We start from the raw sequence: 24,651 nt of genomic DNA, 5'->3' as shown, positions 1-24,651 counted from the left end.
TGAGCAAACAGCGTAAAAAGCCGGATTTTTTACTTTTTCTCAGGACCTCCGTATTGACGGCCGAAAAAAAATCTATAGAATTCGCAGTCCTTAGCAGGGCGAGGGTGGCGGAATTGGTAGACGCGCTAGCTTCAGGTGTTAGTGTCCTATGGACGTGGGGGTTCAAGTCCCCCCCTTCGCACCAAATAACCGTGTAACCGGTTGGCTAAGGAAAGGATGACGGCCTCATCTAAAACAGCCGGACAATATGAGTATGCGAGGGTGGCGGAATTGGTAGACGCGCTAGCTTCAGGTGTTAGTGTCCTATGGACGTGGGGGTTCAAGTCCCCCCCTTCGCACCAACTTAAAGGCAATCGCTTTTAATTGGAAAGTACTCAAAAACAATCTGGTATGCGAGGGTGGCGGAATTGGTAGACGCGCTAGCTTCAGGTGTTAGTGTCCTATGGACGTGGGGGTTCAAGTCCCCCCTTTCGCACCAATGATTGTTAATAACCTAATATTCGACGAAATGCCATACCGCTCCCCCCTCTTTATCTCCATCCAAGAAAAACTGCCCGTTCGCCCTTGCATTACATCTTGCCTGGCTACATTATCGTTTCAGGCGTTAATAACCTGTGACTGATGTGAACATGCGTTGGCTGTTATACAGTTTGATGAGCTTGCTGCTGATGCAGCCATCCGCCGTGCATGCTTCCTCGCCAACGCCCCTCACGGATATACAGGCAGGTTTGGCTGTATATCCTGCCGATGTCTCCTTACTGCCAGTCCTGTCGGAGAACGATGACCCCGACACCGACCCCCCGCTGTTTACCCCTCCGTTACAGAACCCTGTTCCCGACGCATTGGCAAGCTGTTATTGCTACCCAGTGTTACCCTTGTACCACAGCAGCCACTCGGCCCGTGGTCCCCCGATAACTCTTTCCTCACACCGATAGCTCTGGCGTCGGCTGTTGTCACGCCATATCTCCAAGCAATGTTCGTCCGCCTGGCATCAATTCGTCCGGGAGGAGAGAGGAAATACCATGAAAACACTGTCACTGTATCCCGTTGAAGCCATCGACCATCTGGTACTGCCGAGCGATTTTACCGGCGCCAGCCTGAACACCCCGGTCCTTGAGCTGGTTAACGACTTCAAGCACAGCCCACCCGCCATTATCGACGCAAATACACCAGCGACCGGCGCGCTTGAGATGATGCACCATGAGCACGCCAAGCTGAAGTTGGTGGTTGATGAAAAAGGGGAACTGGTGGGTCTGATCGGCCTGGAACAGTTGTCAGGCCAGTCGATGATACGCCAAGTAGCCAACGGCAACTCACGCCACGAGATCCAGGTGGCCGATCTGATGCGCCCCCGCAAGCAACTCAAAGCGCTGGCTTACCAGCAACTGCAGGAAAGCACCATCGCCGACGTGATTGCCGCACTGAAAAGCAGCGGAGAACAATATTGCCTCATCATCGAGCGAGACAGCCACCATATCCGTGGCGTGATATCGGCACAGGATATCGCCGAACGCCTGCATATCTCCCTGGATATCAACAAGGCCCCGACCTTCCTGAATATCTTTGACTCCCTGATTTCCTGAAGCGCTCAATGGGAACACGGCACTGCCACCTAGGCAGTGCCGTCTACCCATTCAAAACCCCGACGGCTGTATCAGCAGCACCCCAGCCCGGCCAAGCTACCAAGGTACCAATGCCGGCTAAGGGAAGGGATGGCCAGCAACAGGGTAAACAGGGCAAAGCCCGCACTCAGCCACAGGTTCAAGGCCGCCCCCGGTACCCACAACACCATCATCAGCCAGCTCAACACCAATAGCACCACCATCATCGGCCTCCTTAAAAAGACACAATTGACAATAGTTATCATTTAATGTTTTGCAAGGGTTATTTACTTTCTATTCCCTGCCAGGTCAGCAAGGCCACGGTTTCCACATGCATGGTATGGGGAAACATGTCCACCGGTGTGGCCTGCTCTAGGGCAAAACCGGCCTCGAGCAACCAGCCCAGATCCCGGGCCAAGCTCTTGGGATTGCAGGACACATACACCAGACGCCGGGGCTGCATCCGTGCCAGGGTCTCCAGCAGGGCCGGCTCACAGCCTTTGCGGGGCGGATCCACCACTACCACCTCGGCCTTGATGCCGGACCGATACAACTCGGGCACCTTTTGCTCCGCCGCCCCCACATGAAACACCGTATTATCGATGCCGTTAAGCGCGGCGTTGGCGCGTGCATCGGCTATCGCCTCGGGCACTATCTCTATGCCGTGAACCTCTTTGGCGAAACGAGCCAGAAAGAGGGCTATGGTGCCGATGCCGCAATAGAGATCAAACACCACCTCATGGCCCCGCAAACCGGCCAGCCGTACCGCCTCCCGGTACAGGACTTCGGTCTGCCGAGGATTTATCTGGTAAAAAGACAGCGGAGAAATGGCAAACCTGAGCCCGTCCAGGCTGTCCTCGATCACCGGCTTGCCCAGCAGTAGGCGGTTTTCCTGGCCCAGGATGCGGTTACCCCGGGTCGGATTGATATTCAGGATCAAACTGGCCAGGCCACTGACCTGCCCGAGGCTGGCCACCAGCTTGTCCAGGTGTTCCGGCGTGTCGGTCGCCACCAGCACCACCATCAGCTCGCCACTGTGCTCGCCGTTGCGCATCATCAGGTGGCGGATCAAACCGGTATGCGCCGCCTCGTCATAGGCGGAAACGGCCCAGGCTTGCATCCAGTCCCTGACCCTGCTCACCACCTCGGCGGTAACCGGGTGCTGCACCCGGCAGTGATCCGCTTCCACCAGCTGGTGGCTGTGCTTGGCATAAAAACCGATGCGCGGGCCGGGCTGTACCGCATACTGGGCCTTATTGCGATAATGATAGGGCTCGTCCATGGCCATGGTTTCCCCGACTTCGCAGCTCAGTCCCTGCTCTGCCAGCGCATCCACCAGCAACTGCCGCTTCAGCGCCCGCTGCGCCGGGTAGTCCAGCACCCGCAGCTGACAGCCACCGCAGGCGGCATAGACACAGAAGTCCTCGCGTCGTCCCGTCGCCGCCTGCTCTACCCGCACCAGTTCACCCAGGCAAAAATTGGGCTTCACTTTGGTCAGGCGTACCTGAACCCGCTCACCGGGCAGGGCATGCTCCACATAAAGCGGACGCCCTTCCAGGCTGGCGATACCATCGCCTTTATCGGTAAGACTATGAACAGAAACGGAAACGAGCTGGCCGGGCTTCACCATAAAATACTCTGCAGAAAGGGGCTGACTGTCAGCTTAGCAAAAACAAAAAAACCCAGCCGATGCTGGGTTTTAAGTGGTAGCAGTGGGCGGACTCGAACCGCCACGCCCGAAGGCAAGTGATTTTGAATCACTCATGTCTACCGATTTCATCACACTGCCACTGGTAGGCCCACCTTGGTGGGCGGTTTGCATTATACGTATCCGCTTATGTCCCGCAAGCTTATTTTGCGCAGGGCGGAGCAATTGCGCACTTATTATCCGTTCAGCAATAGCCCAGGCTTGGCTCCCTTCCTGCCCGAGTTTTGCTAAAATGCCGGCAAACATCGAGGGGAATAACTGAATGACGGTTGCAGCTTTTGTCGGCCTGCCCAGGGCGGGCGTAATGCGTCGCCTGGCGGCCTGGCTTTATGATTTTCTGGTAGTAGTGGCCCTGCTGATGGTAGCCGGCTTTATCGGCTACGGCCTGGTGCAGCTGGCGCTGGCCCTGGGTTGGCTCGGCCTGGGGGAGCATGCGGACGCCGCCGCCCTGCTGGGCGCCAGCCCCCTGTACAGCCTGTATCTGGGCGCCATCATCATCGGCTTTTACTGCTGGTTTTGGCGCACCAGCGGTCAGACCATCGGCATGCGAGCCTGGCGGCTCAGGGTGCAGAACACCGACGGCAGCCGCTTGAGTGTCTCCCAGGCCCTGGTGCGGGCCGTGACAGCATTGCTCGGCCTGGGTAACTTCTGGATCTGGCTAAATCCCGGCACCAAGCTGGCGCTGCAAGACAAGCTTGCCGGCTGCGAAATGGTAGTGTTGAGCAAGGAACAAAACCGCCAGCTATTGGAAAGATAGGAACTTAGGGGAATGGGGAATGGGGAATGGGGAATGCAGCTTATCCGGCCCAGTCCCTGATCACCATTCCCCAATCCCTGCCTTTTATGCCCGGCGGTTCAGCATATAGAGGGCGATGACGATAAACATCAGGCTGGGGCCCAGCGCCCCCATCACCGGCGGCACCGAATACACCAGACTGATGGGACCGAACACCTCGTTTGACACATAAAAGCCAAAGCCGAACAGTATGCCCATCAGCAGGCGGGCACCCATGCTGACGCTGCGCAGGGCACCAAACACGAACGAAGAGGCCAGCAGCATCATGGCGATCACCATCACGGGCTGCAGCGCCTTGCGCCAGAACTCCAATGCATAGCGGCTGCTGTCCTGGCGGTTGTCCTCCAGGTAGCCCTTGTACTCCCACAGGCCGCGCATCGACAGCTCGTCCGGATCTATCGCCACTACCCCCAGCTTTTCCGGGGTCAGACCCGAACGCCAGGCCCGACTCTCAGTACGTTCTGTGGTAATGGCAACCCCATGATTGAACAGGGTGTCGGTCACCTCGTTCAACTGCCATGCATCCCGCTGGTAGCTGGCCTCACGCGCCTGGGTGATGCGAGTCAGTTTCATCTGCCCGTCAAAGTAATAGAGGGTCAGCCCCTGCAGAGAGCCATCCCGCCTGGCCTGGGAAATATTGACAAAGGCATCCCCATCCTTGGCCCAGACCCCATGCACCGACAGCACCACCTGGCCGCCGGACCGGCTCTGGGTTCGCAGATCGTCGGCCGCCAGCTTGGTCGCCGGCGCCACATATTCGCCAACCATCATCACCACCAGCATCAGCGGCAAGGCGGTTTTCAGCACGCTCACCACAATATTGAGACGAGAGCGTCCCGCCGCCTGCATCACCACCAGCTCACTGGAGCTGGCCAGCTGGCCGAGACCGATAAGCCCCCCCAACAGCGCCGCGATAGGAAAAAACAGCACGATTTCCTTGGGCATAGACAGGATCACATAATAAAAGGCCTGCAACAGGCCATAGCTGCCCTCGCCCACGCTCCTCAGCTGTTCCACATAGCGGATAATCGCCGACAGGCCCACCAGCACCAGCTCACACAACAGCATGGACATCAGCACGGTGCGGCCGATGTAACGATCGAAAATACTGAACATCAGGCCGCCTTGCTCCGTCTAAAATTTTCCCGCGCCCGGTTCCACCAGGCGGTTTCCAGCACATTCAGCGGCAAGGCCACCAGCAACAGGAAGCCCAATGGCACTATATAGAGTCCGGGGGTGGTGGGCAGGGAGCCCCCGCTGAGCGCCGAGCGCGACGCGCTTTGCAGCAGGAAATAGGCAAGATAAAGCATGATGGCCGGCAACAGCTTGGCATAGCGGCCCTGACGCGGGTTGACCACCGCCAGGGGCACCACCACCAGGGTCAGCACCAGCATCGACAACGGCAGCACCAGCCGCCACTGCAATTCGGTTTTATCGTTGAGCTGTTCAGACTGCCACAACGCCAGGCTGGGGGTCGCCGACTCTTTCTGCTCCGATGCCTCGACCTCGGCGGCGCGAATAAAGGCACTGTACTCCCGGAAATCGGCCACCTCGAAGGCGCGGGTACCCGGCTCACCGCCATAGCGGCGGCCCTGATCCAGGGTCAGCCACTGGCCATCTTCCCGTTCGTTGATCCGCCCGGCCTCGGCCACCACTACCGCCGGCACCTGCTGGCCCTGGCCACGCTGGGCCACAAAAATATGGTTCAGCTGGCCGGCACCACCGTTTTTCTCCACCTCTTCCACGTAAGCAACGATGCGTCCCCCGTCCAGGCTCATAAAGCGGGCCTCGCGCAGCACCGCGAACCCGGGATCCGCCTGAACCCGATCCCGCAGCTGGTAGATTTGTCCCTTGGCCCAGGGGTTCAGCCACAGAGAGTTGCCCAGGGCCACGCAGCACCATAGTAAGGCCAGGAGCATGGTGGCCTTCATCACCTTGCCCGGCCCCATGCCGACGGCACGCATCACCGTCATTTCGCTTTCGGCATACAGGCGACCATGGGCGAACAGCACCCCAATAAACAGGCTGACCGGCAACATGATGGTGGCCATCTCGGGCATGTTGAGCAACAGCAACTTGGCCACCAGGCCGCCGGGGATTTTGCCACTGGCGGCCTCTCCCAGTACCTGGATAAAATTCTGACTGATAAAGATCAGCAACAAGACGAACAGCACGGCCAGCTGAGTCTTCAGGGTTTCGCGAAACAAATAGCGGAATGCAATCACCGTTAATCCCAGTGTAAACTTGTCTTTTTTAATGGAAACGCTTAAGAATATGCGTAAAATCACTATTTTCGCATGTTTAATAAGCGAAGATCGGCGCCTTTACCGATGGCCCACATTATCGTTCATCTGGCGCCTGTTGTCTTCAAGCCGTAGGAGAATCCATGGAGTTCAGTGTTAAAAGTGGCAGCCCCGAAAAACAACGCAGTGCCTGTATTGTGGTCGGCGTGTTTGAACCCCGCCGCCTGTCTCCCGTTGCCGAACAACTGGATAAAATCAGCGATGGCTACCTGAGTTCCCTGCTGCGCCGCGGCGATCTGGAAGGCAAGGCCGGGCAAACCCTGTTGCTGCACCAGGTGCCGGGGGTACTCGGCGAGCGCGTGCTGCTGGTCGGCTGCGGTAAGGAACGGGAGCTGGACGAGCGTCAATATAAGCAGATCATCACCAAGACCATCAATACCCTGAACGAAACCGGCTCCATGGAGGCAGTGTGCTTCTTAACCGAGCTGCACGTCAAGGGGCGGGATACCTACTGGAAGGTGCGCCAGGCGATAGAAACCACCCAGTCCAGCCTCTATACCTTTGACCAGTTCAAGACCAATAAGGCCGAGCCGCGCCGCCCGCTGCGCAAGCTGGTGTTCAATGTACCCACACGACGGGAGCTGACCATAGGCGAGCGCGCCATCCAGCACGGCCTGGCGGTGGCCAAGGGGGTGCGCATCTGCCGTAACGTGGCCAACATGCCGCCCAATATCTGTAACCCCGCCTACCTGGCCTCCCAGGCCCGGCAACTGGCCGATGCCTATGACAACATCAACACCAGGGTGATCGGTGAGCAGGAAATGGCCGAGCTGGGCATGAATGCCTACCTGGCGGTGGCCCGCGGTTCTCATAATGAAGCCATGATGTCGATCATCGAATACAAGGGTAACCCGGATGCCGCCGCCCGTCCCATCGCCTTGGTGGGCAAAGGACTGACCTTCGACGCCGGCGGCATCTCCCTGAAGCCCGCCGAAGGCATGGACGAGATGAAATACGACATGGGCGGCGCCGCCTCCGTGCTCGGCACCATGCACGCCCTGGCCGAGCTGCAGTTGCCGATCAACGTGGTGGCGGTGCTGGCCGGCTGTGAAAACATGCCCGACGGTAACGCCTACCGCCCCGGCGATATTCTCACCACCATGTCCGGCCAGACCGTGGAAGTACTCAACACCGATGCCGAAGGCCGGCTGGTACTGTGCGACGCACTGACCTTCATGGAGCGCTTCGAGCCGGAAGCGGTAATCGACGTGGCCACCCTCACCGGTGCCTGCATCATCGCGCTGGGCCACCATACCTCGGGTTTGCTGGCCAACCATAACCCCCTCGCCCACGAGCTGCTCAACGCCTCGGAACAGGCCGGCGACCGCGCCTGGCGCCTGCCGATGAGCGACGAATATCATGATCAGCTGGAAAGCCCGTTCGCGGATATGGCCAACATCGGTGGCCGGCCGGCAGGCACCATTACCGCCGCCTGCTTCCTCAGCCGCTTTACCCGCAAGTACAACTGGGCGCACCTGGATATCGCCGGCACCGCCTGGAAGAGCGGCAAGGACAAGGGTGCCACCGGCCGTCCCGTGCCCCTGCTGACCCAGTTCCTGCTGAACCGGGCCGGCGTGGCTAACACCGAAGAATGAGCATGAGCCAGGGTCGTTTTTATCTGCTGCCGGAGGCCTCGGCCACCGCGCCCGACCTGCTGGAGCAGCTGGTGTGCAAACTGGCCACCGACTGTTACCGGCAGGGGCTGGGGGTGTTTATCTACACCCGGGATAAAGGCCAGGCCGAAGCACTGGACGAACGGCTGTGGCAACAAGAAGCCGACAGCTTCGTGGCCCACAACCTGCAAGGCGAAGGGCCCCGCCAGGGTGCCCCCGTGGTGCTCGGCTGGCAGCCGCCGCAGGCCGGCCGGCCGGTGCTGATCAACCTGCATCCGCAGCCGCCCGCCTTCGCCCGCCGCTTCAGCCAGCTGATCGACTTCGTGCCTCCCGAGGAGGAGGCCAAGCAATTGGCCCGTGAACGCTTTAAAGCCTATCGTCAGGCCGGTTTCGAATTGACCACCGAGCCTGTACCACCCCAAACTGAAGACGCATAGCACAATGGAAAAAACCTTTAATCCCAACGCCATCGAACAAGCCCTGTACCAGCAATGGGAAAGCAAGGGCTATTTCAAAGCCCATGGCGATACCAGCAAAGATCCCTACAGCATCATGATACCGCCGCCCAACGTGACCGGTAGCCTGCACATGGGCCATGCGTTCCAGGATTCGATCATGGATACCCTGATCCGCTACCAGCGTATGCAGGGCAAGAACACCCTGTGGCAGGTGGGCACCGACCACGCCGGTATCGCCACCCAGATGGTGGTGGAGCGCAAGATCGCCGCCGAGGAAGGCAAGAGCCGCCACGATTACGGCCGCGATGCCTTTATCGACAAGATCTGGGAATGGAAGAAGGAATCCGGCGGCACCATCACCCGCCAGTTGCGCCGCATGGGCGCCTCGGTGGACTGGGAGCGCGAGCGCTTCACCATGGATGAGGGCCTGTCCAACGCGGTGAAGGAAGTGTTCGTCCAGCTGTATGAAGACGATCTCATCTACCGCGGCAAGCGCCTGGTGAACTGGGATCCCAAGCTGCACACCGCCATCTCCGATCTGGAAGTGGAAAACCGCGAGATGAAGGGCCATATGTGGCACTTCCGCTATCCGCTGGCCGACGGCGTCAAGACCGCCGACGGCAAGGACTACCTGGTAGTGGCCACCACCCGGCCGGAAACCATGCTGGGCGACACCGCGGTGGCGGTCAACCCGGAAGATCCTCGCTACAAGGATTTGATCGGCAAGGAAATCCTGCTACCGCTGGTCAACCGCCTCATCCCCATCGTCGGCGACGAACACGCCGATATGGAAAAAGGCACCGGCTGCGTGAAGATCACCCCGGCCCACGACTTCAACGATGCAGAGGTAGGCAAGCGCCATGCGTTGCCGCTGATCAATGTGCTGACCCTCAATGCCGAGATCCGCGCAGAGGCCGAGGTGTTCAACACCAAGGGCGAGCCGAGCACCGTTTACAACAGCGAGCTGCCGGCCCAATTCCAGGGCCTAGATCGTTACGAGGCCCGCGACGCTATCGTGAGCACGCTGGACTCCCTGGGCCTGCTCGACGGCGTTAAGGACCACGAGCTGACCGTGCCCTACGGCGACCGGGGCGGCGTGGTGATCGAGCCCATGCTCACCGATCAGTGGTATGTACGCGCCGGCCCGCTGGCCGCCGTGGCCACCAAGGCGGTGGAAGACGGCGAGATCCAGTTCGTACCCAAGCAGTACGAAAACATGTATTTCTCCTGGATGCGCGATATCCAGGACTGGTGTATCTCCCGCCAGCTGTGGTGGGGGCATCGTATCCCCGCCTGGTATGACGCCGAGGGCAAGGTCTATGTGGGCCGCGACGAGGCCGAAGTGCGCGCGGCGCACCAGCTGGCCGACGATGTGGTACTCAGACAGGACGAAGACGTGCTCGACACCTGGTTCAGCTCGGCGCTGTGGACCTTCTCCACCCTGGGCTGGCCAGAGAAGACCCCAGAACTGGCCACCTTCCATCCGTCCAGCGTGCTGGTTACCGGCTTCGACATCATCTTCTTCTGGGTGGCGCGCATGATCATGATGACCATGCACTTCATCAAGGACGAAAACGGCAAGCCGCAGGTTCCGTTCAAGACCGTTTATGTACACGGCCTGGTGCGCGACGAGCAGGGCCAGAAGATGTCCAAGTCCAAGGGCAACGTGCTGGATCCGCTGGACATGATCGACGGTATCGGCCTGGAGGATCTGGTACAGAAGCGCACCGGCAACATGATGCAGCCGCAGCTGGCCGAGAAGATCGGCAAACGCACCCGCAAGGAGTTTGCCGACGGTATCGAGCCCCACGGCACCGATGCCCTGCGCTTCACCTTTATGGCGATGGCCACCACCGGCCGGGATCTGAACTGGGACATGAGCCGGCTGGAGGGTTACCGTAACTTCTGCAACAAGCTGTGGAACGCCTCCCGCTATGTGCTGATGAACACCGAACAGCAGGACTGCGGCCAGGACGGCAGCGAGCTGCTCTATTCCCTCGCCGACCGCTGGATCCAGGCTCAGCTGCAGGTCACTATCAAGGACGTGCGCGCCGCGCTGGACGGCTACCGCTTCGACCGCGCTGCCAATGCCCTCTATGAGTTTATCTGGAACCAGTTCTGCGACTGGTACCTGGAGCTGACCAAGCCGGTATTGTGGAACGGCAGCGAGGCCGAGCAGCGTGGCACCCGCCAGACCCTGATCCAGGTACTGGAAACCCTGCTGCGTCTGGCTCATCCCATCATGCCTTTTATCACCGAAGAGATCTGGCAGCGGGTAGCCCCTCTGGCCGGTCGTGGCGGTGACACCATCATGCTGGCCGCCTACCCTGAGGTGGACGAGGCCCGCATCGATGAGGTGGCAATGGCCGACCTGGAATGGGTAAAGCGCTTTATCGTGTCGATCCGCAACCTGCGCGCCGAGATGAACATCTCTCCGGGCAAGGCGTTGACCGTGCTGCTGCGCGCCGCCGACGACACCGATGTGCGCCGGGCCACCGACAACCTGGCCTTCCTCAAGTCGATGGCTAAACTGGAGTCGCTGATCCTGCTGGCCGCCGGCGAAGAGGCGCCGGTGTCCATCAAACAGCTTATCGGTGACACCGAGCTGCTGCTGCCGATGGCAGGGCTGATCGACAAGGACGCCGAACTGGCCCGTCTGCAGAAAGAGCTGGATAAGGTGGCCGGCGAGATCAAGCGCCTGGCCGGCAAGCTGGGTAACCCCGGCTTCGCCGCCAAGGCTCCGGCCGAGGTGGTCGCCAAGGAGCAGGAAAAGCTCGACGACTACCGAGCTACCGAAGCCAAGCTGCAGCAGCAACAGGCGCAGATCGCCAGCCTGTAAGCCGAGCAGTTAAATCTGACAAAAAAGCCAGCCTGAAATGGCTGGCTTTTTCTTTGGATTCATGGCGCAGCCTGTCCGACGGTCACCTTATACCAAACAGATTACATAACTGATCTACTTGGTTTCTCCGTGAAGGTCGGACAAATGGCCTACTCCTCCGACACGCCGTAAACCCTTCCCTGGGGGCTCCGCCGCGCCATCCGTGGCACGGATGGCGCGGCGGAGCAGATCCCTTTGTCCTCCCTGATGCTACGGAATTGTCTGTTGGCGCTGTCTGCAGACAACTCGGTGCTCGAAAGAGGCAATAGAGATTTAAGGGAAAAGGTATTATTGGCCATTCTCCTGCCGGCCTTCCGGCGACAGCGAACACTGGCCGCGATCGTAATTGGGCGTCACCGGCTGATGCACTATCGTGCTCAGCTGATCGGCGCCGCCTATGTAACGGCCATCGAGCCAGATCTGCGGCACCGTCACCGGCGTCTTGGGACCTATGATGGGCTTGACCCTGGCCAGCATCTCGTAGAGGGCCCCGGGGTCCTTGACCACATCATGATAGCGGTAGTCGATGCCGGCCTGTTGCAGATAGCCCTTGGCCCGTTGGCAGTGGGGACAGCTTTGCTTGCCGAACAGGTGGTTGCCGGAAACCGCGGTCCTGAGCGCATGGGCTTCGATCACCGCCTGCACCAGCACCCCTCGGTTGAGGGCATGGCCCTGGGCGATGACCCTGCCCTCGACCATGATGATGGGCGCATGCCAGCCGCCTTTTACCAGCGGCCGCCACCATTCACTCAGCCACTCACGGATCTCCAGCTCGACCGGAACACCCGCCAGCTCGGTAGCCAGGGTGTCCTGGATCACGTCCTTGGACAGGGAGCATTCCCCACAGGGGATGCTGACCTTGAACGGCCCCCAGGCCCCCGCCCAGCGAAACAGCGTCACCATGACCTTATCGCTATCCATACGCCTGCCCCTTGTTCAACTCACCCTTTGCCATCTCGGCTGTATACCGCTACCGATAACCGGGCCCATATGGCAGTAGACCGCCCCGGTCCCGATTTATATTGCAGCGGGGAGAGATAACCGGGATCCCCCTTCCAGTGGCGGCGCCGGTTCATCCCAGTTCGAAACTGGTCACGCCGAACAGCCGATTGATGGGCAGCTCGGGACTCTGACCCAGGTACATGCGGGCCGTCTCGAAGGAGACACTCATCTGATGCCGCTGGGCCAGCTCGACCGCCGATATATTCACCGCTGGCGTATCCAGGAACACCGACTCCCCCTCGGGGACATGGGACTTCAATGCCAGGAACAACGGCTCCGCCAGCTCCGCGGCATCGGCAAACAGGGGACCGACCTTGTAGCCGCTACGACATTTACGCAACACCCCGTAGCCAGCCAGCTTGCCATCCTGCCGTATGCCCAGGGCCGTACTCCCTGGCTGGTTAATCCAGCAGCGCAGGAATTGCGGGCGGGCTTCGGGGAAAAACAGGGTATCGTAGGCACAGATGTCGGCAAAGGGGACGGCAGCCAGCGGCACTATCCCTAAGTTGTCTGGATACTCCCCGCCGCCATTACCCTGATAACGGACATTACGGTAAGCCAATGAAAATCCGGACTTGTTGTAGTTGTCCTGCTGGGCGACGACCCCATCGAGGCCAATGGTTCGGCCCCCAAGGTAGGCCAGACCCGCATTCCATATCTGTATGCCGTAGCCCTGGCCACGAAACGCCGGCTTGACCATGTAAAAACCAAGGAAACCGAAAGAAGCGCCATATTTCACCACGGAGATCGCGGCAATGGGTTCATCTCCCAGCAAACCGACCAGGAAGCCATGGGGATCGGCGGCATAAAAGCAGTCGGCATCGTGCAGGCCGGGATTCCAACCTTCCGCCGCCGCCCAGTCGATGGCGATATCGACTTCCTGCCGGGTCATGGTCCTGATGATATAGTTGTTGTTCTGCATCATATATTCACGATCTCTATGATTGACTGGCTATGTCTGACAATGCCGAGGGCAGATCCACTTAATGCCTTTAACTCTAGCAGCCGTCCGGGCTGGCAGCTTCACCACAGTGGCTTTCAACAACAGAAGGCACCTGGTCCGGTTTTCATACTGATGCCCCCTTATGAGCGCCTTAGTTGGCGGGCCTGCCGGCCAAACGAGGGCTACGCAGAACATTTCGGGCCCTCACCCTCAAAACGCGGCAGGGTATCGTCTATCCGCAACCAGCTGACTCTGCTCTGCATCCAGATATGGTATTGGGGAGCGATCACCGAGGTATCGTCGAGGGAAGCCAGCGTCACATCTATGGTCCTGGGTGAAAGGCTTCGGCAAAAAATTAACTGGGTGCCGCAATGGGGACAAAACTCGCGTTGATAACTCCGACTCGAGCAATATACCGACGGCGCTCCCCCTGTATAGGCAAACCCATGTGCCGCCACGGTAAGCCAGGCCAGCACCGGCGCCCCGCTTGATTTCTGGCAGCGTCGGCAATGGCAATATCCCGCATCCAGCGGCGCACATTCAATGCGATAGCGGACATGGCCACACAAACATCCACCTGTTATCGGGCTAAACATTGGTCGGTCCCCCATAGATAAAGCAAAAAATCCGAGGTCAGCCTGTTATTCACTATATAAGGTGGGGACCCAGGGCGCACCCTGCTCACCGGATAACGGGCGTTACCGACGAGCGCCCGCTGACTCACCGGGGCAACAGGGAATTTGTGCCATCCTTAGGGGGCCACCACAGTAAAGGGGGAGAACAATGAAGAAGGTGATGACCCTCGCGGGCCTGAGCCTGCTGCTGGGTTGCTACGGGCCGGGTGCCGAGTCCGGCCGCCTGTCCGACTACGGGGCCGGCTTGCCCGATTCACCCGTCCGGCCGGTGAGTACCGGGACGGTGGCCGGCTCGCTCTCGGTCGACGAACGGCAAGGGCTGTTAGCTTACCATAACCGGGTGAGGGCCGAGGTGGGCACGCCGCCGCTGCGTTGGTCCGATGCCGCCAGCGCCCAGGCCGAACGCTGGGCCCGGGTGCTGGCCGGGCGTTGCGATATAGAACACAGCCAAGGCTCGGGCTTTGGCGAGAACCTGTTTATGGGCACCCTGGGTTATTACAGCGTGCTGGACGGTGCCCGCTCCTGGCAACAAGAAAAACGCGACTATGGGGGCCAACCGCTGACCCGCGCCACCGCCCAGGTGGCCGGCCACTATACCCAGATGGTGTGGCATGACACCCGTGAACTGGGCTGCGCCAAGTCGGTATGCCGCGATAACATGATACTGGTGTGCAACTACTCGCCCCCGGGGAATTACCTGGGTGAACGCGCCTATTAAATCACCGAGCCTCATCGCGCTATATCCGGAGCAAAGGTCGGGAGCCGGAAAACAGAGCTTCCGGGCCAAGGGCGGGTTCTGCGTGTCTGCGTCTGTCGCCTGGCCTGTTATCAACCATTGGGAGCGGTTATCTAAGCCGAATGACAGGAAGAAATGGCGGCGACGGAAATGACTTCCCCGCCGCCGTCAAAGAGAGGCTTACTTTTTATCCTTGCTCACTTCGTGGCCGATCACACCGCCGACCACGGCACCACCTACGGTACCCAGCGTGCTGCCTTCGGTCAGCACGGAGCCGGCGACACCACCGACCCCGGCCCCGATGGCGGTGTTACGATCCCGCTCGGACATATTGCTGCATGCCGCCAGCGTCAGCAGCAGGGAGGCGGCAACCGCGTTTCTGGTGATATTCATACTACTACCTCGACTTTGGCTGATGATGAAAGCGCATCGGATGCGCACCCGCCGGTTAAGTGTATTCCGACGGCATCAAAAGTGCCCGGCCGAACGGAGACACTGCGAAAGTATCTGTCATTGTTAATAAGACCCCGGACGGGCAATGCCGTTCACTTAAGATGAAAAGGGGAGTCCTCCTCCACACGCCGACTCGCCGAAATCCCGTCCCTGGGGGCTCGGCGGCGTCATCCATGACGACAACGGTCGACTTGGTAGATGAGGGCTCCCCTTAACTGAACAGCATTACCCGGACGGGGCCTTTTAATTCCCCAAGACTCATCCCGCTATCCATCGCCGGTCGCTCACACCGCGCTGAGCTCCCCCCGCATGGGCTGCAGCATCAGGCTGCGCACCTGGTCCGGGCTCGTCTCCAGGGCTAGCAGGTAATGCAGCTTTGCAAAGGCCGCTTCCAGGGTCAGATCGCCTCCCGCCGTCACCCCGATACGGGTCAGGCTGTGGCCGGTGGCATAGGTGCCCTGATCCACCTTGCCGTACAGGCAGTGGGTACGGTTGACGATCACCTGGCCCCGCGCCACCGCCTGCTCCAGCACCTGCATCAGCTCGGTATTGGCATCGGGCGGGTTGCCCACGCCAAAGCTCAGCATAACGGCGCCCTTCACCTGCTCATGGTCCAGCAGGGCACGGGCGGCCCGGGCCGAAATACCCGGATACAGGCTGAGCACGGTCACCGCTTCGGCATCAAATTGCGGGATGCGGAAACTCAGGGGCGTAGCGGGCAGCAACAGGCCGCGATTCAGCTCCATCCTGATGCCGGCTACGCCCAAAGGCGCCAGGTTGGGAGTGGCGAAGGCATCCAGCTCGGTGGCCTTGAGCTTGGTGGTGCGGTTGCCCCGCAGCAGCCGGCCGTTGAAATAGACGCACACTTCCGCCAGCATCGGCGTCACGCACAGATGCAGGCCGTTGATCAGGTTATCCAGGCCGTCGCTGCGCCGCTCGCTCAGGGGGATCTGGGAGCCGGTGAGGATCACCGGCTTGTCCTGGCCCTGCAACATAAACGACAGTGCCGAGGCGGTATAGGCCATGGTGTCGGTACCGTGCAGCACCATGAAGCCATCGTAATCCTGCCAGTGCACCACCAGCAGGCCTGCGATCTGGGCCCAGTGAGCCGGGCTCAGGTTGGCGCTGTCGATCAGCTGGCCGAGCTCGATCACATCGAACTCGGGCAGCCCAGGCTCGCCACTGTCCTGCAGCCGCCGACGCAGCAGCTCGGCAAACCCGGGAGCTGGCTTGTGGCCATCGCTGGAAGCCCGGCAGCCGATGGTGCCGCCGGTGTGCAGTATCAGTACCCTGCCCATCTCAGGCCCCCATGGGCGCGACCATGGCCGCCGGGCTGAGGATAACAGCCAGGTGTTCCTCGCTGAGCAGTTGTTCATGGCGCACCAGCTCGGCAACGGTAGCGCCGCTGGTCAGGGCCTGGCTGGCGATACGGCTGGCATTGTCATAGCCGATATGGGGCACCAGGGCGGTGATGATGCCGATGCTGTTATGCAGGTGTCCGGCACACTGGGCCTCGTTGGCCTGGATGCCGCGGACACAGCGACTGTCCAGCATACGGATGGCCTCGCCCAGCATGCGGCTGGAATTGAGCAGGTTATAGATGATCAGCGGCTCCATGGCATTGAGCTGGAGCTGGCCAGCCTCGGCGGCCAGGGTCACCGCCAGATCGGCGCCGATCACCTGGAAGGCGGTCTGGTTCACCGCCTCCGGGATCACCGGGTTCACCTTGCCGGGCATGATGGACGAGCCGGGCTGCATGGCGGGCAGCTGGATTTCACCCAGGCCGGTGCGTGGACCGCTGGACAGCAGGCGCAGATCGTTACTGATCTTGGACAGCTTCACCGCCAGCCGCTTGAGTACGCTGGAGAAAGTGACGAAGGCGCCCATGTCTGAGGTAGCTTCCACCAGGTTGTCGGCCAGGCTCACCGGCTGGCCGGAGATCTCGGCCAGATGGGCGATGGCCAGCGCCGCATAGCCGGGATGGGCATTGATGCCGGTGCCGATGGCGGTGCCGCCCAGGTTGACCTCGCACAACAGCCGACAGGCATCGTCGATACGGGCGGCTTCTTCACCCAGGTTGACGGCGAAAGCCTCGAATTCCTGGCCCAGGGTCATGGGCACCGCATCCTGCAGCTGGGTACGACCCATCTTGAGGATATGGGCAAACTCCTCGGCCTTGGCGGCGAAGCTCTGCTGCAGGCCGGCGATGGCTTGTTTCAGCGGCTGGGCGGCAAAAACGATGGCCAGCCGGGCCGCCGTAGGGTAGGCGTCGTTGGTCGACTGGGAGCGGTTGACATCGTTGTTGGGATGCAACTGCAGATACTGGCCGCGGGCATGACCCAGCTTGCTGAGCGCCAGGTTGGCGATCACTTCGTTGGCGTTCATGTTGGTGGAGGTGCCCGCCCCGCCCTGGATCAGATCCACCACAAACTGATCGTGCAGGGCGCCATCCATGATATCGGCGCAGGCGGCATTGATGGCGTCGGCCTTGTGTTCGTCCAGCAAGCCCAGCTGGCGGTTGGCCTGGGCGGCGGCGGCCTTGACCATGGCCAGGGCGCGGATCAGCTCGGGGAAGTGGCTGATGGGCACCCCGGTAATGGTGAAGTTCTGCTGGGCCCGCTGGGTCTGGATACCATACCAGGCCTGCTCCGGCAGTTGCTGCTCGCCCAATAAATCCCGTTCGATACGTGTTTGCATTTATCTGTTCTCTCACCAGTGCTGACTATGGCCTCTATTACAGCAGTGAGGCTGGCGACTGAGAATTTGACGCACTGGCTCAAGATGATGCTGATTGGCGCACGGGGTGCGTCATAAAGAGACAGATGCACCCTGTTGCAGGAAAATGACTTTAGGTACACTGGGGGCACTTCCAGGGAGCCCATATGCACCAAGATTTCGCCAAAAACCTGCGCCTGCTCTGCAGTTACTACAAATCGGTGGCCGAGGTATGCCGCCGACTCAAGATCAACCGGCCCCAGTTCAATCGCTATTTGAGCGGCCGCTATAAGCCATCGGCCCACAGCCTGCGCCGCCTGTGCGATTTCTTCGGGGTGGAAGAGCACGAAATACTGATGCCCCACAGCCAGTTTGAGCTGCTGATCCAGGTCAGGCCCAGGCCCCAGGTGGCGGAAGAGGCACATCCGGAGACGAGTCATTTGGGCCTGCTACAGGCCAGCTCCCAAGGGCTGGAAAAATACCTGGGCTATTACTTCGAATACCACCATTCCATGGCTTTTCCAGGCAAGATTTTGCGCAACCTGGTCTGCCTGGAACGCCGGGGAGCCGGCGTCTACTATCAGCGCACCGAGCGCCTGCAGCAGAGTCCGGGAGAACGGGTCTATCACAGCAAATATCTGGGCATGGTCCACCTGCTGGCGGATCGGATTTTCCTGGTCGACTATGAGTCGCTCACCGGCAACCAGATCACCCAGACCATCTTGATCCCCACCTTCAAGAGCCGGGTGGGCCGGCTCAGCGGCCTGCGCCTGGGCGCCTCCGCCAGCGGTGAGCGTATTCCCAGCTGCACCCGGGTGGTGCTGGAATACCTGGGCCGGCAGGTGGACATTCGCCGTACCTTGGCCCTGTGCAGCACCTTCGAGGCCGACAGCGGCCAGATCTCAAGGACGATACTCGACGCCATCGGCAACGATATGGCGCCGGGTGAATACCATTTCAGGGCCAGGCATTCCTTTTAGGGCTAGGCCACCAGCCCCAGCCAGAGCAGCCGTACTACCGCCACATTGGCGATACTGACCAGAAACAGGAAGCACACATAGACCATGATCAGGTAGCGGAAATAGCTGCCCTTGCTATGCTGGAAGGCACCATGGGCTTCCTGGTGGTGCCGGTGCGCCTGGGCTATCTTGGCGAACAGGCACAGCTCGAAATGCATCAGGAAAATGGCGATCAGGGACAATACCGTACCCAGCAAGGGGGCGATCAGGATCCACCCCTGCAATACCCGGGTGATATCGGGCTTGAGGTAGGGCACCGCCCCCAGCAACACCACTCCTATGGTGATCTGGAACAGCTTTTTCCAGATATGATCGTGGCGATATTTATATTCGTCCCACAGCAGACTTTCCCATTCATACTGGCCTTGCACCCGGGCATGCCCCCCTTATGGCTTCGATAGCCGGCTACTTATAGCATGGTACTCAATCCCAGCTCGCTATCCGTGGGCCTGGCCGTATCCCCCAAAGAATAATCACAGACACCATCCGGAAATATGGTCTCAAGCATCGCCTGATAGGGGGACATATCGATATCGCCATAGGTGCCCCGGCTCAGCGCCTGCGCCACCGGCATCAGCGCACACTTGAACAAATCCCCGCCCAGGGGGCTGCCCGATACGTTGCGGGGCGAACGATAGGGCGGGAAGCGTTTCAGGCAAGTGCCGAGCTGCTGCTCGCCCCGCCAGGGTCCGGACCAGACGTCCGGGCCTTCGGCTATCAGTTCGCCGTCTATGGTCCAGCAGGCATCCTGAGCCGCCGCCGGGCGCTGTCCCGTGGTCAGCCATTCGTCGAGCAGGGCAAAGGCTTTGTCGCTGGGATCAAAGGGCTTCTCACTCTGCCAGATCAGCATGTTGTCGGTGTTGCCCCTGGCCTGCCTGATCCGCAGCCAGGACGACAGGGTGGCATAGGAATGGTGCATGTCCAGCTCGGGATCCAGGTAGTGGCGCAGGTCGATGATGGGAATATCGATGTTACCCAGGAACACATGGCCGCCATGGTAGGCGGCCGCCATGGCTCCGGGATGACCCTGACTGCGCGGCGCCACCCGCACCAGTTTGTGCTGATTGCGTTCGAAGATCTGCAGCGGCACGGCCCCGCCCGGTGTCTTCTGCATATTGTGATCGCTCCAGATCGACACCCGGGACAGGTTGTCGTCGCCGGTCAAGACCCACAGCCGCTCCTGGGTCATGTCAGCGGGCGGCTTCCAGCTGCCGATGTTGGCATTGAGATGCAGGAACTCGGGAATGCTCATGCTCCCTTTCTTCAGGGCATCCAGTCCATACTGCACGCCCACGTTATCATGGGTGCGATTGGCGAAGCCGTCTTCCCCCACCCCGTAGATATGGGCCGCATCATGCCAGTGGCTGAAGCGGGCCACCTTGGCCACCTTGGGCGCGTAATGCAAGGCCCGGTGGGAATAGTGGGGATTGTTGGTCAAGGGAGCCAGGCCACGCCAGCTCTTGGAACACTCGGTCGCGCCAGGGGCCAGTTTCGGCAGGCGCTGGCCCAGCCCCGCATAGCGGGCCCAGCGATAATATTTCTTGAACTGATGCTCCACCTCGCTGCTGGCCGCAACCCCCATCACCAAGCCGCGGTTTTCCTGCACCTGCCAGCGCTTGTTGTCCCGGGCGGTGACATCGAAATAATACTCCAGCAACTCGCAATCCAGGGCCCAGATGCTCTGGGTGATCATGTCCGGATAGCTGTAGAGGGGAATAAGTGCATCGAGCAGGCCCGGCTTGTTCTGGGCAATCAGGTATTGCTGTACGGCACCGCCCGAACCGCCGATGCCCACCGTATAGTCGGGTCGACCGTAACGGGCGACGAACTGGGCCTTGACCATTTCCGCGGTATTGGCGGCCAGCCACATGTTGTAATGGTTGCTGGTCACATTGCCGCTGGAGCCGATCAATGCATAGCCCTTGGCCAGCTCACCCACCCGCCGGCTGGTGAGGTGGCCCAGGCTCATCTTGCCCTGACGCTTGCCAATTCCCACTCCGCCCTTGAAATGATAGATAAGCTTGCGATTCCAGTAGGGACTGGTTGTGGATTCAACCGGATCATCAGGGTCGGCCAGCATGGCGATGGCGTAGATAAAGCGGTTGATAGTGCCCTGCTCTACCCTAACCACAAAGGGCAAGCGCTTGCCGTTCAGCTCCAGCCAGTCGATATCTGTCGGCAACTCTCCGGCGGGCAAGGGCCTGAAATGATCGCTTTCCACTACCTTGTAGTAATAACCGACCCGGGTCTGGAGCAAACAATCCCGGCTATGGCCCAGCAGCTGAGTTTTATCCTTCGCCCCGTTCACCACCGCATAGACGGGGGTACCTATGCCGTCCTGGTTATCCACCAGCGGCTGACCCAGATCGACCTCTTCGGTATTACAGGTAAAGGGATACTGCAAAGGCCCGAGGGAGTCATCGATGGGACCGACTTCTCCCGGTAGCACGGGAAAGCCGAAACCGGACAGATCCAGGGGAACCAGTGAGGCGTGGGGGCCCAGATAGGGGGGCCTGGGGGAGCCCGGATCATAACCGGGCGGCAGCTTCTCAACCACCACATCCGGTGGCGTTGGCTTCAATTCTTTGCCTAATCGGGCTTCTATCTCGCTGCAGCCTGACAGGATCAACAGTAAGGGTATGGCCAGCCCTGTAGTTGCACAGAGTCGTAGCCAGCCGGAGGTTTTTTTTGCCTTGTCCATGGCGTCCACCTTTCTTCGTCCACCTTGGTTAATAGTAGTCAATCGGCCTGGAACCGCCCTGGGATGAACGCCGAAAAATAGTTGCAACAAGCAACCACTCGGATATAGTTGTCTTTCGCAACAAAGGAGTAGCCATGGAACAGATCCGATCCCTGCGCGGCCATGCCCGCACCCTGGTCCGGGAACTGGGCATGCTGGATCAGCGCTGTGGCCGGCTGGATTTATCGCCGGTACAGGCCCACCTGCTGATCGAGCTGGATGAGAGCCCCCTCAGTATCAATCAACTGGCCGATCGCCTGCGGGTGGACAAGTCCAACGCCAGCCGGCCCCTGACTCGCCTCGCCGAACTGGGACTGGTGGATTACCTGGATAACCCCGATGATGGCCGCAGCAAGCTGGTCCGGCTCACCTCACTGGGCCGGCAAAAGCTGGCGACGCTGCACCGGGAAATGGATGGCTACGTGGCCCGGGCCCTGGCCCAGCTCAGCCCCCAGGAGCAAGCCATTGTCAGCCAGGGGCTTGCCCTCTATGGTCGCGCCCTGGCCCGCAGCCGGCAACAACAGGAGTTGGTCATAACACGGCTCCAGGCCACGGATAACACCGCCATGGCCGCCATCATCCGCCAGGTTTCCGCCGAATATGGACTGACCGCCGATCGCGGCTTCAGCGTGGCCGATCCGCAATTGGATGATCTGTTTGGCTTTTATCGGGAAGAGGGCCAAGGCTACTGGGTGGTGAAAGGTGCGGATGGGCAGCTGCTGGGCGGTACCGGCATAGGACCGGTGGCCGGTAGCCCCGGCACCTGTGAATTGCAGAAGATGTATCTGGCAGCCGACGGCCGCGGACTGGGGCTGGGCAAGCGTCTGGCCCTGTATGCCCTGGCCCAGGCCAGGGCCATGGGCTACCGCCGCTGCTATCTGGAGACCACCGCCTGCCTGGGCGAGGCGCTGGCACTCTACCGGAGCCTGGGCTTCCAGCCCAGCTCGCGGTTAGGCGATAGCGGCCATCATGACTGTGAGATCACCCTGGCGCTGGAGCTGACCGGCGCCGCTGATTGATAACCCGTCCCAGGCTCTGGGCCAGCTCATTCCAGCGCGCTGCCCCACAGCTCCTTCAGCCGTTGATCGCGACCGCAGTTGTAACGGTAGAGCTTATAACGCAGCGGGTTCTTCTGATAGTAATCCTAGTGGTACTCTTCGGCGGGATAGAAGGTCGAGGCCGCCGCGATTTCGGTCACTATGGGCCCGGGCAGGCGGCCGGAGACGGTCAATGCCTGCCTGGACTGCTCCGCCAGCCGCCGTTGTGCCTGGTTCTGATAGTAGATGGCGCTGCGATATTGACTGCCGCCGTCACAGAACTGGCGATTGGCCGTTACCGGGTCGATATTGCGCCAGAATACCCGTAGCAACTCCTGATAGCTGATCTTGTCCGGGTCATAGACGACCCGCACCGCTTCGGCATGACCGGTCCCACCGGCGGATACTTGCCGATAGCTGGGATTCTGCTTGTGGCCTCCCGTATAACCGGAGGTGGTGGAGAGCACCCCGTCCAACTTGTCGAAGGGAGGCTCCATGCACCAGAAGCAACCACCGGCAAAGATGGCCACCGAGGTATCGGAGTCGGCCTGTTGTGCCGGGGTTGGCCCGGAACACAACAGGATCAGTAAAGTGGCAAGGTATGGAGTGCGTGTCATCGGTAGCTCCCCGAGCTGGTGCTGTTCAAGGTCAAGCGCGTATACAGTTGACCGTGAACAGGCGCCTGTCGTTTCACCGATGATTTGCCGCCGACAAGGGTTCCCTGTCAGTTGCCAATGGCGTTATTCCTCGAAGTAGGTGCCCCAGCCGTCGTATTCGATGCCGTATTTGGCGGCGATCGGTAACAGCTGCTGGATCTGTGCGCCGATGGCCTCTTCGGTCAGCGGCGCCTTGCCGACCGCATCGAAGCAGAGCAGGGTCTGGCCCCGCTCCAGGGTCAGTTCCTCCGCGTCCGTCACCTCGAAGCCAGCCTTGAAGCAGTCCACCGCCGCCTTTTCCAGTCGATTGAAGTCGGAGCCGGAAAAATGATGCTCGACAGTGTAGTGGGCATCCGGGTTACTACCGTCTTCCAGCAGGGATTCGATAATGTCACGGGTCTCTTGCTGCCAGTCGGTGGGCTCGCTCATAAGGGCTCCTGGGCCGTCTACGGGAAAATGATGGTCAAGCTTAGGGCCGGCGCGCTTCTGTGTCCAGCACCGCTATGCGCTCGGAGATCAGCTGCCGGCTGTGCTTCAGCAGCTCGCGGATCTGGGTGCTTTTATAGCCCTCTATGCTGATCGGCGGCATCACCTCGATGATCAGCTCGCCGTTGTCCCAGCGGTTCAGATCAACCTGGCCGAAATAGCTGGAGCAGGCGATGGGCACGATCGGCACCTTGGCCTGCAGGGCGATGTGGAAGGCACCGGTTTTAAAGGGCAGCAGGCCCTTGCCCTGGCTGCGGGTGCCTTCCGGAAACATCCAGATGGACATGTTGCGATGGCGGATCTTATCCACCACCTTGCCGATGGTGCTCGCTGCCTTGGCCTTGTTTTCCCGGTTGATCAGCAGGTTGCCGCTGAGCCAGAACAGCTGGCCGAACAGCGGGATCCAGAACAGGCTGTTCTTGCCGATGGCCACGGTACGTGGCATCACCACCCCAGGCAGGCTAACTATGTCCCAGTTGCTCTGATGGTTGGCAATATACACAGCCGAATGCAGCCCCTTGGCCTGCTCGGCGACACGGATGCGGACCTTCAGGCCAATCAATGGACAGGCCAGGTGAAACAGCCGACCCAGCAGGTGAACGTTGTTGGGGTGACGGGGCCTCAGCAGACAAAGCAGGGTGCCTAATACAAATACCACGACCATGGCCAGGCCAAGCAGCAACAGCCTAAGCAACTTTAACATGAAGGATCCTCGGGATTTGGGAGACGGCAGTATACTGACGGGGTTTTGGGTGAACAAGTGTAGTCCCAGTGGTCAGATTAGCAAAACGCCATCACCACTTCGGGCCGCAATGCGGTTCGGTTAAGCAGAAAAAGGGGAGCCCTTCCGCACAGGCCGACGCGCCAAGATC

At 60.2% G+C, this 24,651-nt stretch carries 23 protein-coding genes and 4 tRNA genes; 11 read left to right on the top strand and 16 right to left on the bottom strand.

Translation table 11 applies throughout. The features are described 5' to 3' along the window. Positions 1-98 precede the first annotated feature (98 nt). From ABD806_RS13965 to ABD806_RS13950, 4 genes are all read left to right on the top strand, one after another. Positions 99-184 (top strand) — tRNA-Leu (locus tag ABD806_RS13965). Positions 185-255: 71 nt separating this feature from the next. Further along, positions 256-341: transfer RNA gene (locus tag ABD806_RS13960), tRNA-Leu, on the top strand. A 51-nt stretch (positions 342-392) separates the two neighbouring features. After that, positions 393-478 (top strand) — tRNA-Leu (locus tag ABD806_RS13955). A 544-nt stretch (positions 479-1,022) separates the two neighbouring features. Next, entirely contained in the window at positions 1,023-1,583 is a 561-nt protein-coding gene (locus tag ABD806_RS13950) for a CBS domain-containing protein (protein WP_344959053.1), read from the top strand. Positions 1,584-1,654: 71 nt separating this feature from the next. Here ABD806_RS13950 and ABD806_RS13945 read toward each other — a convergent pair whose 3' ends face one another. The 3 genes from ABD806_RS13945 to ABD806_RS13935 form a co-directional block, all read right to left on the bottom strand. Next, positions 1,655-1,828 (bottom strand): hypothetical protein, encoded by a 174-nt coding sequence (locus ABD806_RS13945; protein WP_344959049.1) that lies wholly within the window; start codon positions 1,826-1,828, stop codon positions 1,655-1,657. A gap of 56 nt (positions 1,829-1,884) precedes the next feature. Beyond that, positions 1,885-3,231, bottom strand: a complete 1,347-nt coding sequence (rlmD, locus tag ABD806_RS13940) for a 23S rRNA (uracil(1939)-C(5))-methyltransferase RlmD (RefSeq protein WP_344959046.1) — start codon at positions 3,229-3,231, stop codon at positions 1,885-1,887. 74 nt (positions 3,232-3,305) lie between these two features. Beyond that, a tRNA-Leu gene (locus ABD806_RS13935) sits at positions 3,306-3,390 on the bottom strand. Positions 3,391-3,571: 181 nt separating this feature from the next. Between ABD806_RS13935 and ABD806_RS13930 the strand changes: the two genes are divergently transcribed. Continuing rightward, positions 3,572-4,066, top strand: coding sequence for an RDD family protein (locus ABD806_RS13930; RefSeq protein ID WP_344959044.1), 495 nt, complete (start codon positions 3,572-3,574; stop codon positions 4,064-4,066). A gap of 84 nt (positions 4,067-4,150) precedes the next feature. Here ABD806_RS13930 and lptG read toward each other — a convergent pair whose 3' ends face one another. Both lptG and lptF read right to left on the bottom strand, forming a co-directional pair. Beyond that, positions 4,151-5,221: an LPS export ABC transporter permease LptG gene (lptG, locus tag ABD806_RS13925; RefSeq protein WP_344959042.1), complete on the bottom strand. Its 1,071-nt coding sequence runs from the start codon at positions 5,219-5,221 to the stop codon at positions 4,151-4,153. Further along, positions 5,221-6,330, bottom strand: coding sequence for an LPS export ABC transporter permease LptF (gene lptF / locus ABD806_RS13920; RefSeq protein WP_344959040.1), 1,110 nt, complete (start codon positions 6,328-6,330; stop codon positions 5,221-5,223). The genes lptG and lptF overlap by 1 nt, the downstream gene beginning before the upstream one ends. 161 nt (positions 6,331-6,491) lie before the next feature. Here lptF and pepA point away from each other — a divergent pair, with 161 nt between their 5' ends. From pepA to ABD806_RS13905, 3 genes are read left to right on the top strand one after another with little or no spacing between them, the layout of a single operon-like run. Next, a complete protein-coding gene (gene pepA, locus ABD806_RS13915) occupies positions 6,492-8,003 on the top strand; it encodes a leucyl aminopeptidase (protein WP_344959038.1) in 1,512 nt (503 codons plus the stop codon). Between the two features lie 2 nt (positions 8,004-8,005). Beyond that, positions 8,006-8,458: a DNA polymerase III subunit chi gene (locus tag ABD806_RS13910; RefSeq protein WP_344959036.1), complete on the top strand. Its 453-nt coding sequence runs from the start codon at positions 8,006-8,008 to the stop codon at positions 8,456-8,458. Positions 8,459-8,462: 4 nt separating this feature from the next. Next, on the top strand, positions 8,463-11,318 hold the full coding sequence (locus ABD806_RS13905; RefSeq protein ID WP_344959034.1) for a valine--tRNA ligase: 2,856 nt from the start codon (positions 8,463-8,465) through the stop codon (positions 11,316-11,318). A 327-nt stretch (positions 11,319-11,645) separates the two neighbouring features. Here the strand turns inward: ABD806_RS13905 and ABD806_RS13900 are convergent, their stop codons facing one another. From ABD806_RS13900 to ABD806_RS13890, 3 genes are all read right to left on the bottom strand, one after another. Next, on the bottom strand, positions 11,646-12,278 hold the full coding sequence (locus ABD806_RS13900) for a glutaredoxin family protein (protein ID WP_344959032.1): 633 nt from the start codon (positions 12,276-12,278) through the stop codon (positions 11,646-11,648). Between the two features lie 151 nt (positions 12,279-12,429). Then, on the bottom strand, positions 12,430-13,284 hold the full coding sequence (locus tag ABD806_RS13895) for a GNAT family N-acetyltransferase (RefSeq protein WP_344959030.1): 855 nt from the start codon (positions 13,282-13,284) through the stop codon (positions 12,430-12,432). 200 nt (positions 13,285-13,484) lie between these two features. After that, positions 13,485-13,898: a GFA family protein gene (locus ABD806_RS13890; protein WP_344959028.1), complete on the bottom strand. Its 414-nt coding sequence runs from the start codon at positions 13,896-13,898 to the stop codon at positions 13,485-13,487. A 187-nt stretch (positions 13,899-14,085) separates the two neighbouring features. On the opposite strand from ABD806_RS13890, the gene ABD806_RS13885 reads away from it, so the two are divergent. Then, the gene (locus tag ABD806_RS13885) at positions 14,086-14,655 is read left to right on the top strand and encodes a CAP domain-containing protein (protein ID WP_344959025.1); all 570 of its coding nucleotides are present in this window, start codon (positions 14,086-14,088) and stop codon (positions 14,653-14,655) included. A 198-nt stretch (positions 14,656-14,853) separates the two neighbouring features. Here the strand turns inward: ABD806_RS13885 and ABD806_RS13880 are convergent, their stop codons facing one another. The 3 genes from ABD806_RS13880 to ABD806_RS13870 all read right to left on the bottom strand — a co-directional run bounded on the left by ABD806_RS13880 (position 14,854) and on the right by ABD806_RS13870 (position 17,823). After that, complete coding sequence (locus ABD806_RS13880) at positions 14,854-15,066, bottom strand: glycine zipper 2TM domain-containing protein (protein WP_344959023.1); 213 nt, start codon at positions 15,064-15,066, stop codon at positions 14,854-14,856. A 344-nt stretch (positions 15,067-15,410) separates the two neighbouring features. Next, positions 15,411-16,424, bottom strand: coding sequence for an asparaginase domain-containing protein (locus ABD806_RS13875; protein WP_344959021.1), 1,014 nt, complete (start codon positions 16,422-16,424; stop codon positions 15,411-15,413). A 1-nt stretch (position 16,425) separates the two neighbouring features. Further along, a complete protein-coding gene (locus ABD806_RS13870; RefSeq protein WP_344959018.1) occupies positions 16,426-17,823 on the bottom strand; it encodes an aspartate ammonia-lyase in 1,398 nt (465 codons plus the stop codon). A gap of 185 nt (positions 17,824-18,008) precedes the next feature. Between ABD806_RS13870 and ABD806_RS13865 the strand changes: the two genes are divergently transcribed. After that, positions 18,009-18,821 (top strand): helix-turn-helix domain-containing protein, encoded by an 813-nt coding sequence (locus ABD806_RS13865; protein WP_344959016.1) that lies wholly within the window; start codon positions 18,009-18,011, stop codon positions 18,819-18,821. Positions 18,822-18,823: 2 nt separating this feature from the next. Here the strand turns inward: ABD806_RS13865 and ABD806_RS13860 are convergent, their stop codons facing one another. Together ABD806_RS13860 and ABD806_RS13855 are read right to left on the bottom strand one after the other, a co-directional pair. Next, positions 18,824-19,231 carry a hypothetical protein gene (locus ABD806_RS13860; protein ID WP_344959014.1) on the bottom strand — a complete coding sequence of 136 codons (408 nt, stop codon included), beginning with the start codon at positions 19,229-19,231 and terminating at the stop codon, positions 18,824-18,826. Positions 19,232-19,269: 38 nt separating this feature from the next. Continuing rightward, a complete protein-coding gene (locus ABD806_RS13855) occupies positions 19,270-21,561 on the bottom strand; it encodes a DUF6351 family protein (protein WP_344959012.1) in 2,292 nt (763 codons plus the stop codon). Positions 21,562-21,695: 134 nt separating this feature from the next. Between ABD806_RS13855 and ABD806_RS13850 the strand changes: the two genes are divergently transcribed. Further along, entirely contained in the window at positions 21,696-22,619 is a 924-nt protein-coding gene (locus ABD806_RS13850) for a bifunctional helix-turn-helix transcriptional regulator/GNAT family N-acetyltransferase (RefSeq protein ID WP_344959010.1), read from the top strand. Between the two features lie 125 nt (positions 22,620-22,744). On the opposite strand, the gene msrA is transcribed toward ABD806_RS13850, so the two are convergent. The 3 genes from msrA to ABD806_RS13835 form a co-directional block, all read right to left on the bottom strand. Beyond that, a complete protein-coding gene (msrA, locus tag ABD806_RS13845; RefSeq protein ID WP_344959008.1) occupies positions 22,745-23,254 on the bottom strand; it encodes a peptide-methionine (S)-S-oxide reductase MsrA in 510 nt (169 codons plus the stop codon). Positions 23,255-23,377: 123 nt separating this feature from the next. Continuing rightward, the gene (rraB, locus tag ABD806_RS13840; protein ID WP_344959006.1) at positions 23,378-23,722 is read right to left on the bottom strand and encodes a ribonuclease E inhibitor RraB; all 345 of its coding nucleotides are present in this window, start codon (positions 23,720-23,722) and stop codon (positions 23,378-23,380) included. A 40-nt stretch (positions 23,723-23,762) separates the two neighbouring features. Then, complete coding sequence (locus ABD806_RS13835) at positions 23,763-24,482, bottom strand: 1-acylglycerol-3-phosphate O-acyltransferase (protein WP_344959004.1); 720 nt, start codon at positions 24,480-24,482, stop codon at positions 23,763-23,765. Positions 24,483-24,651: the final 169 nt, after the last annotated feature.

The sequence above is a fragment of the Zobellella aerophila genome (assembly GCF_039539325.1).
In the GTDB taxonomy this organism is placed as follows: domain Bacteria; phylum Pseudomonadota; class Gammaproteobacteria; order Enterobacterales; family Aeromonadaceae; genus Oceanimonas; species Oceanimonas aerophila.
The sequence above is the reverse complement of the archived record's forward strand: the minus strand, read 5'-3'. Positions and strand labels throughout refer to the sequence as shown.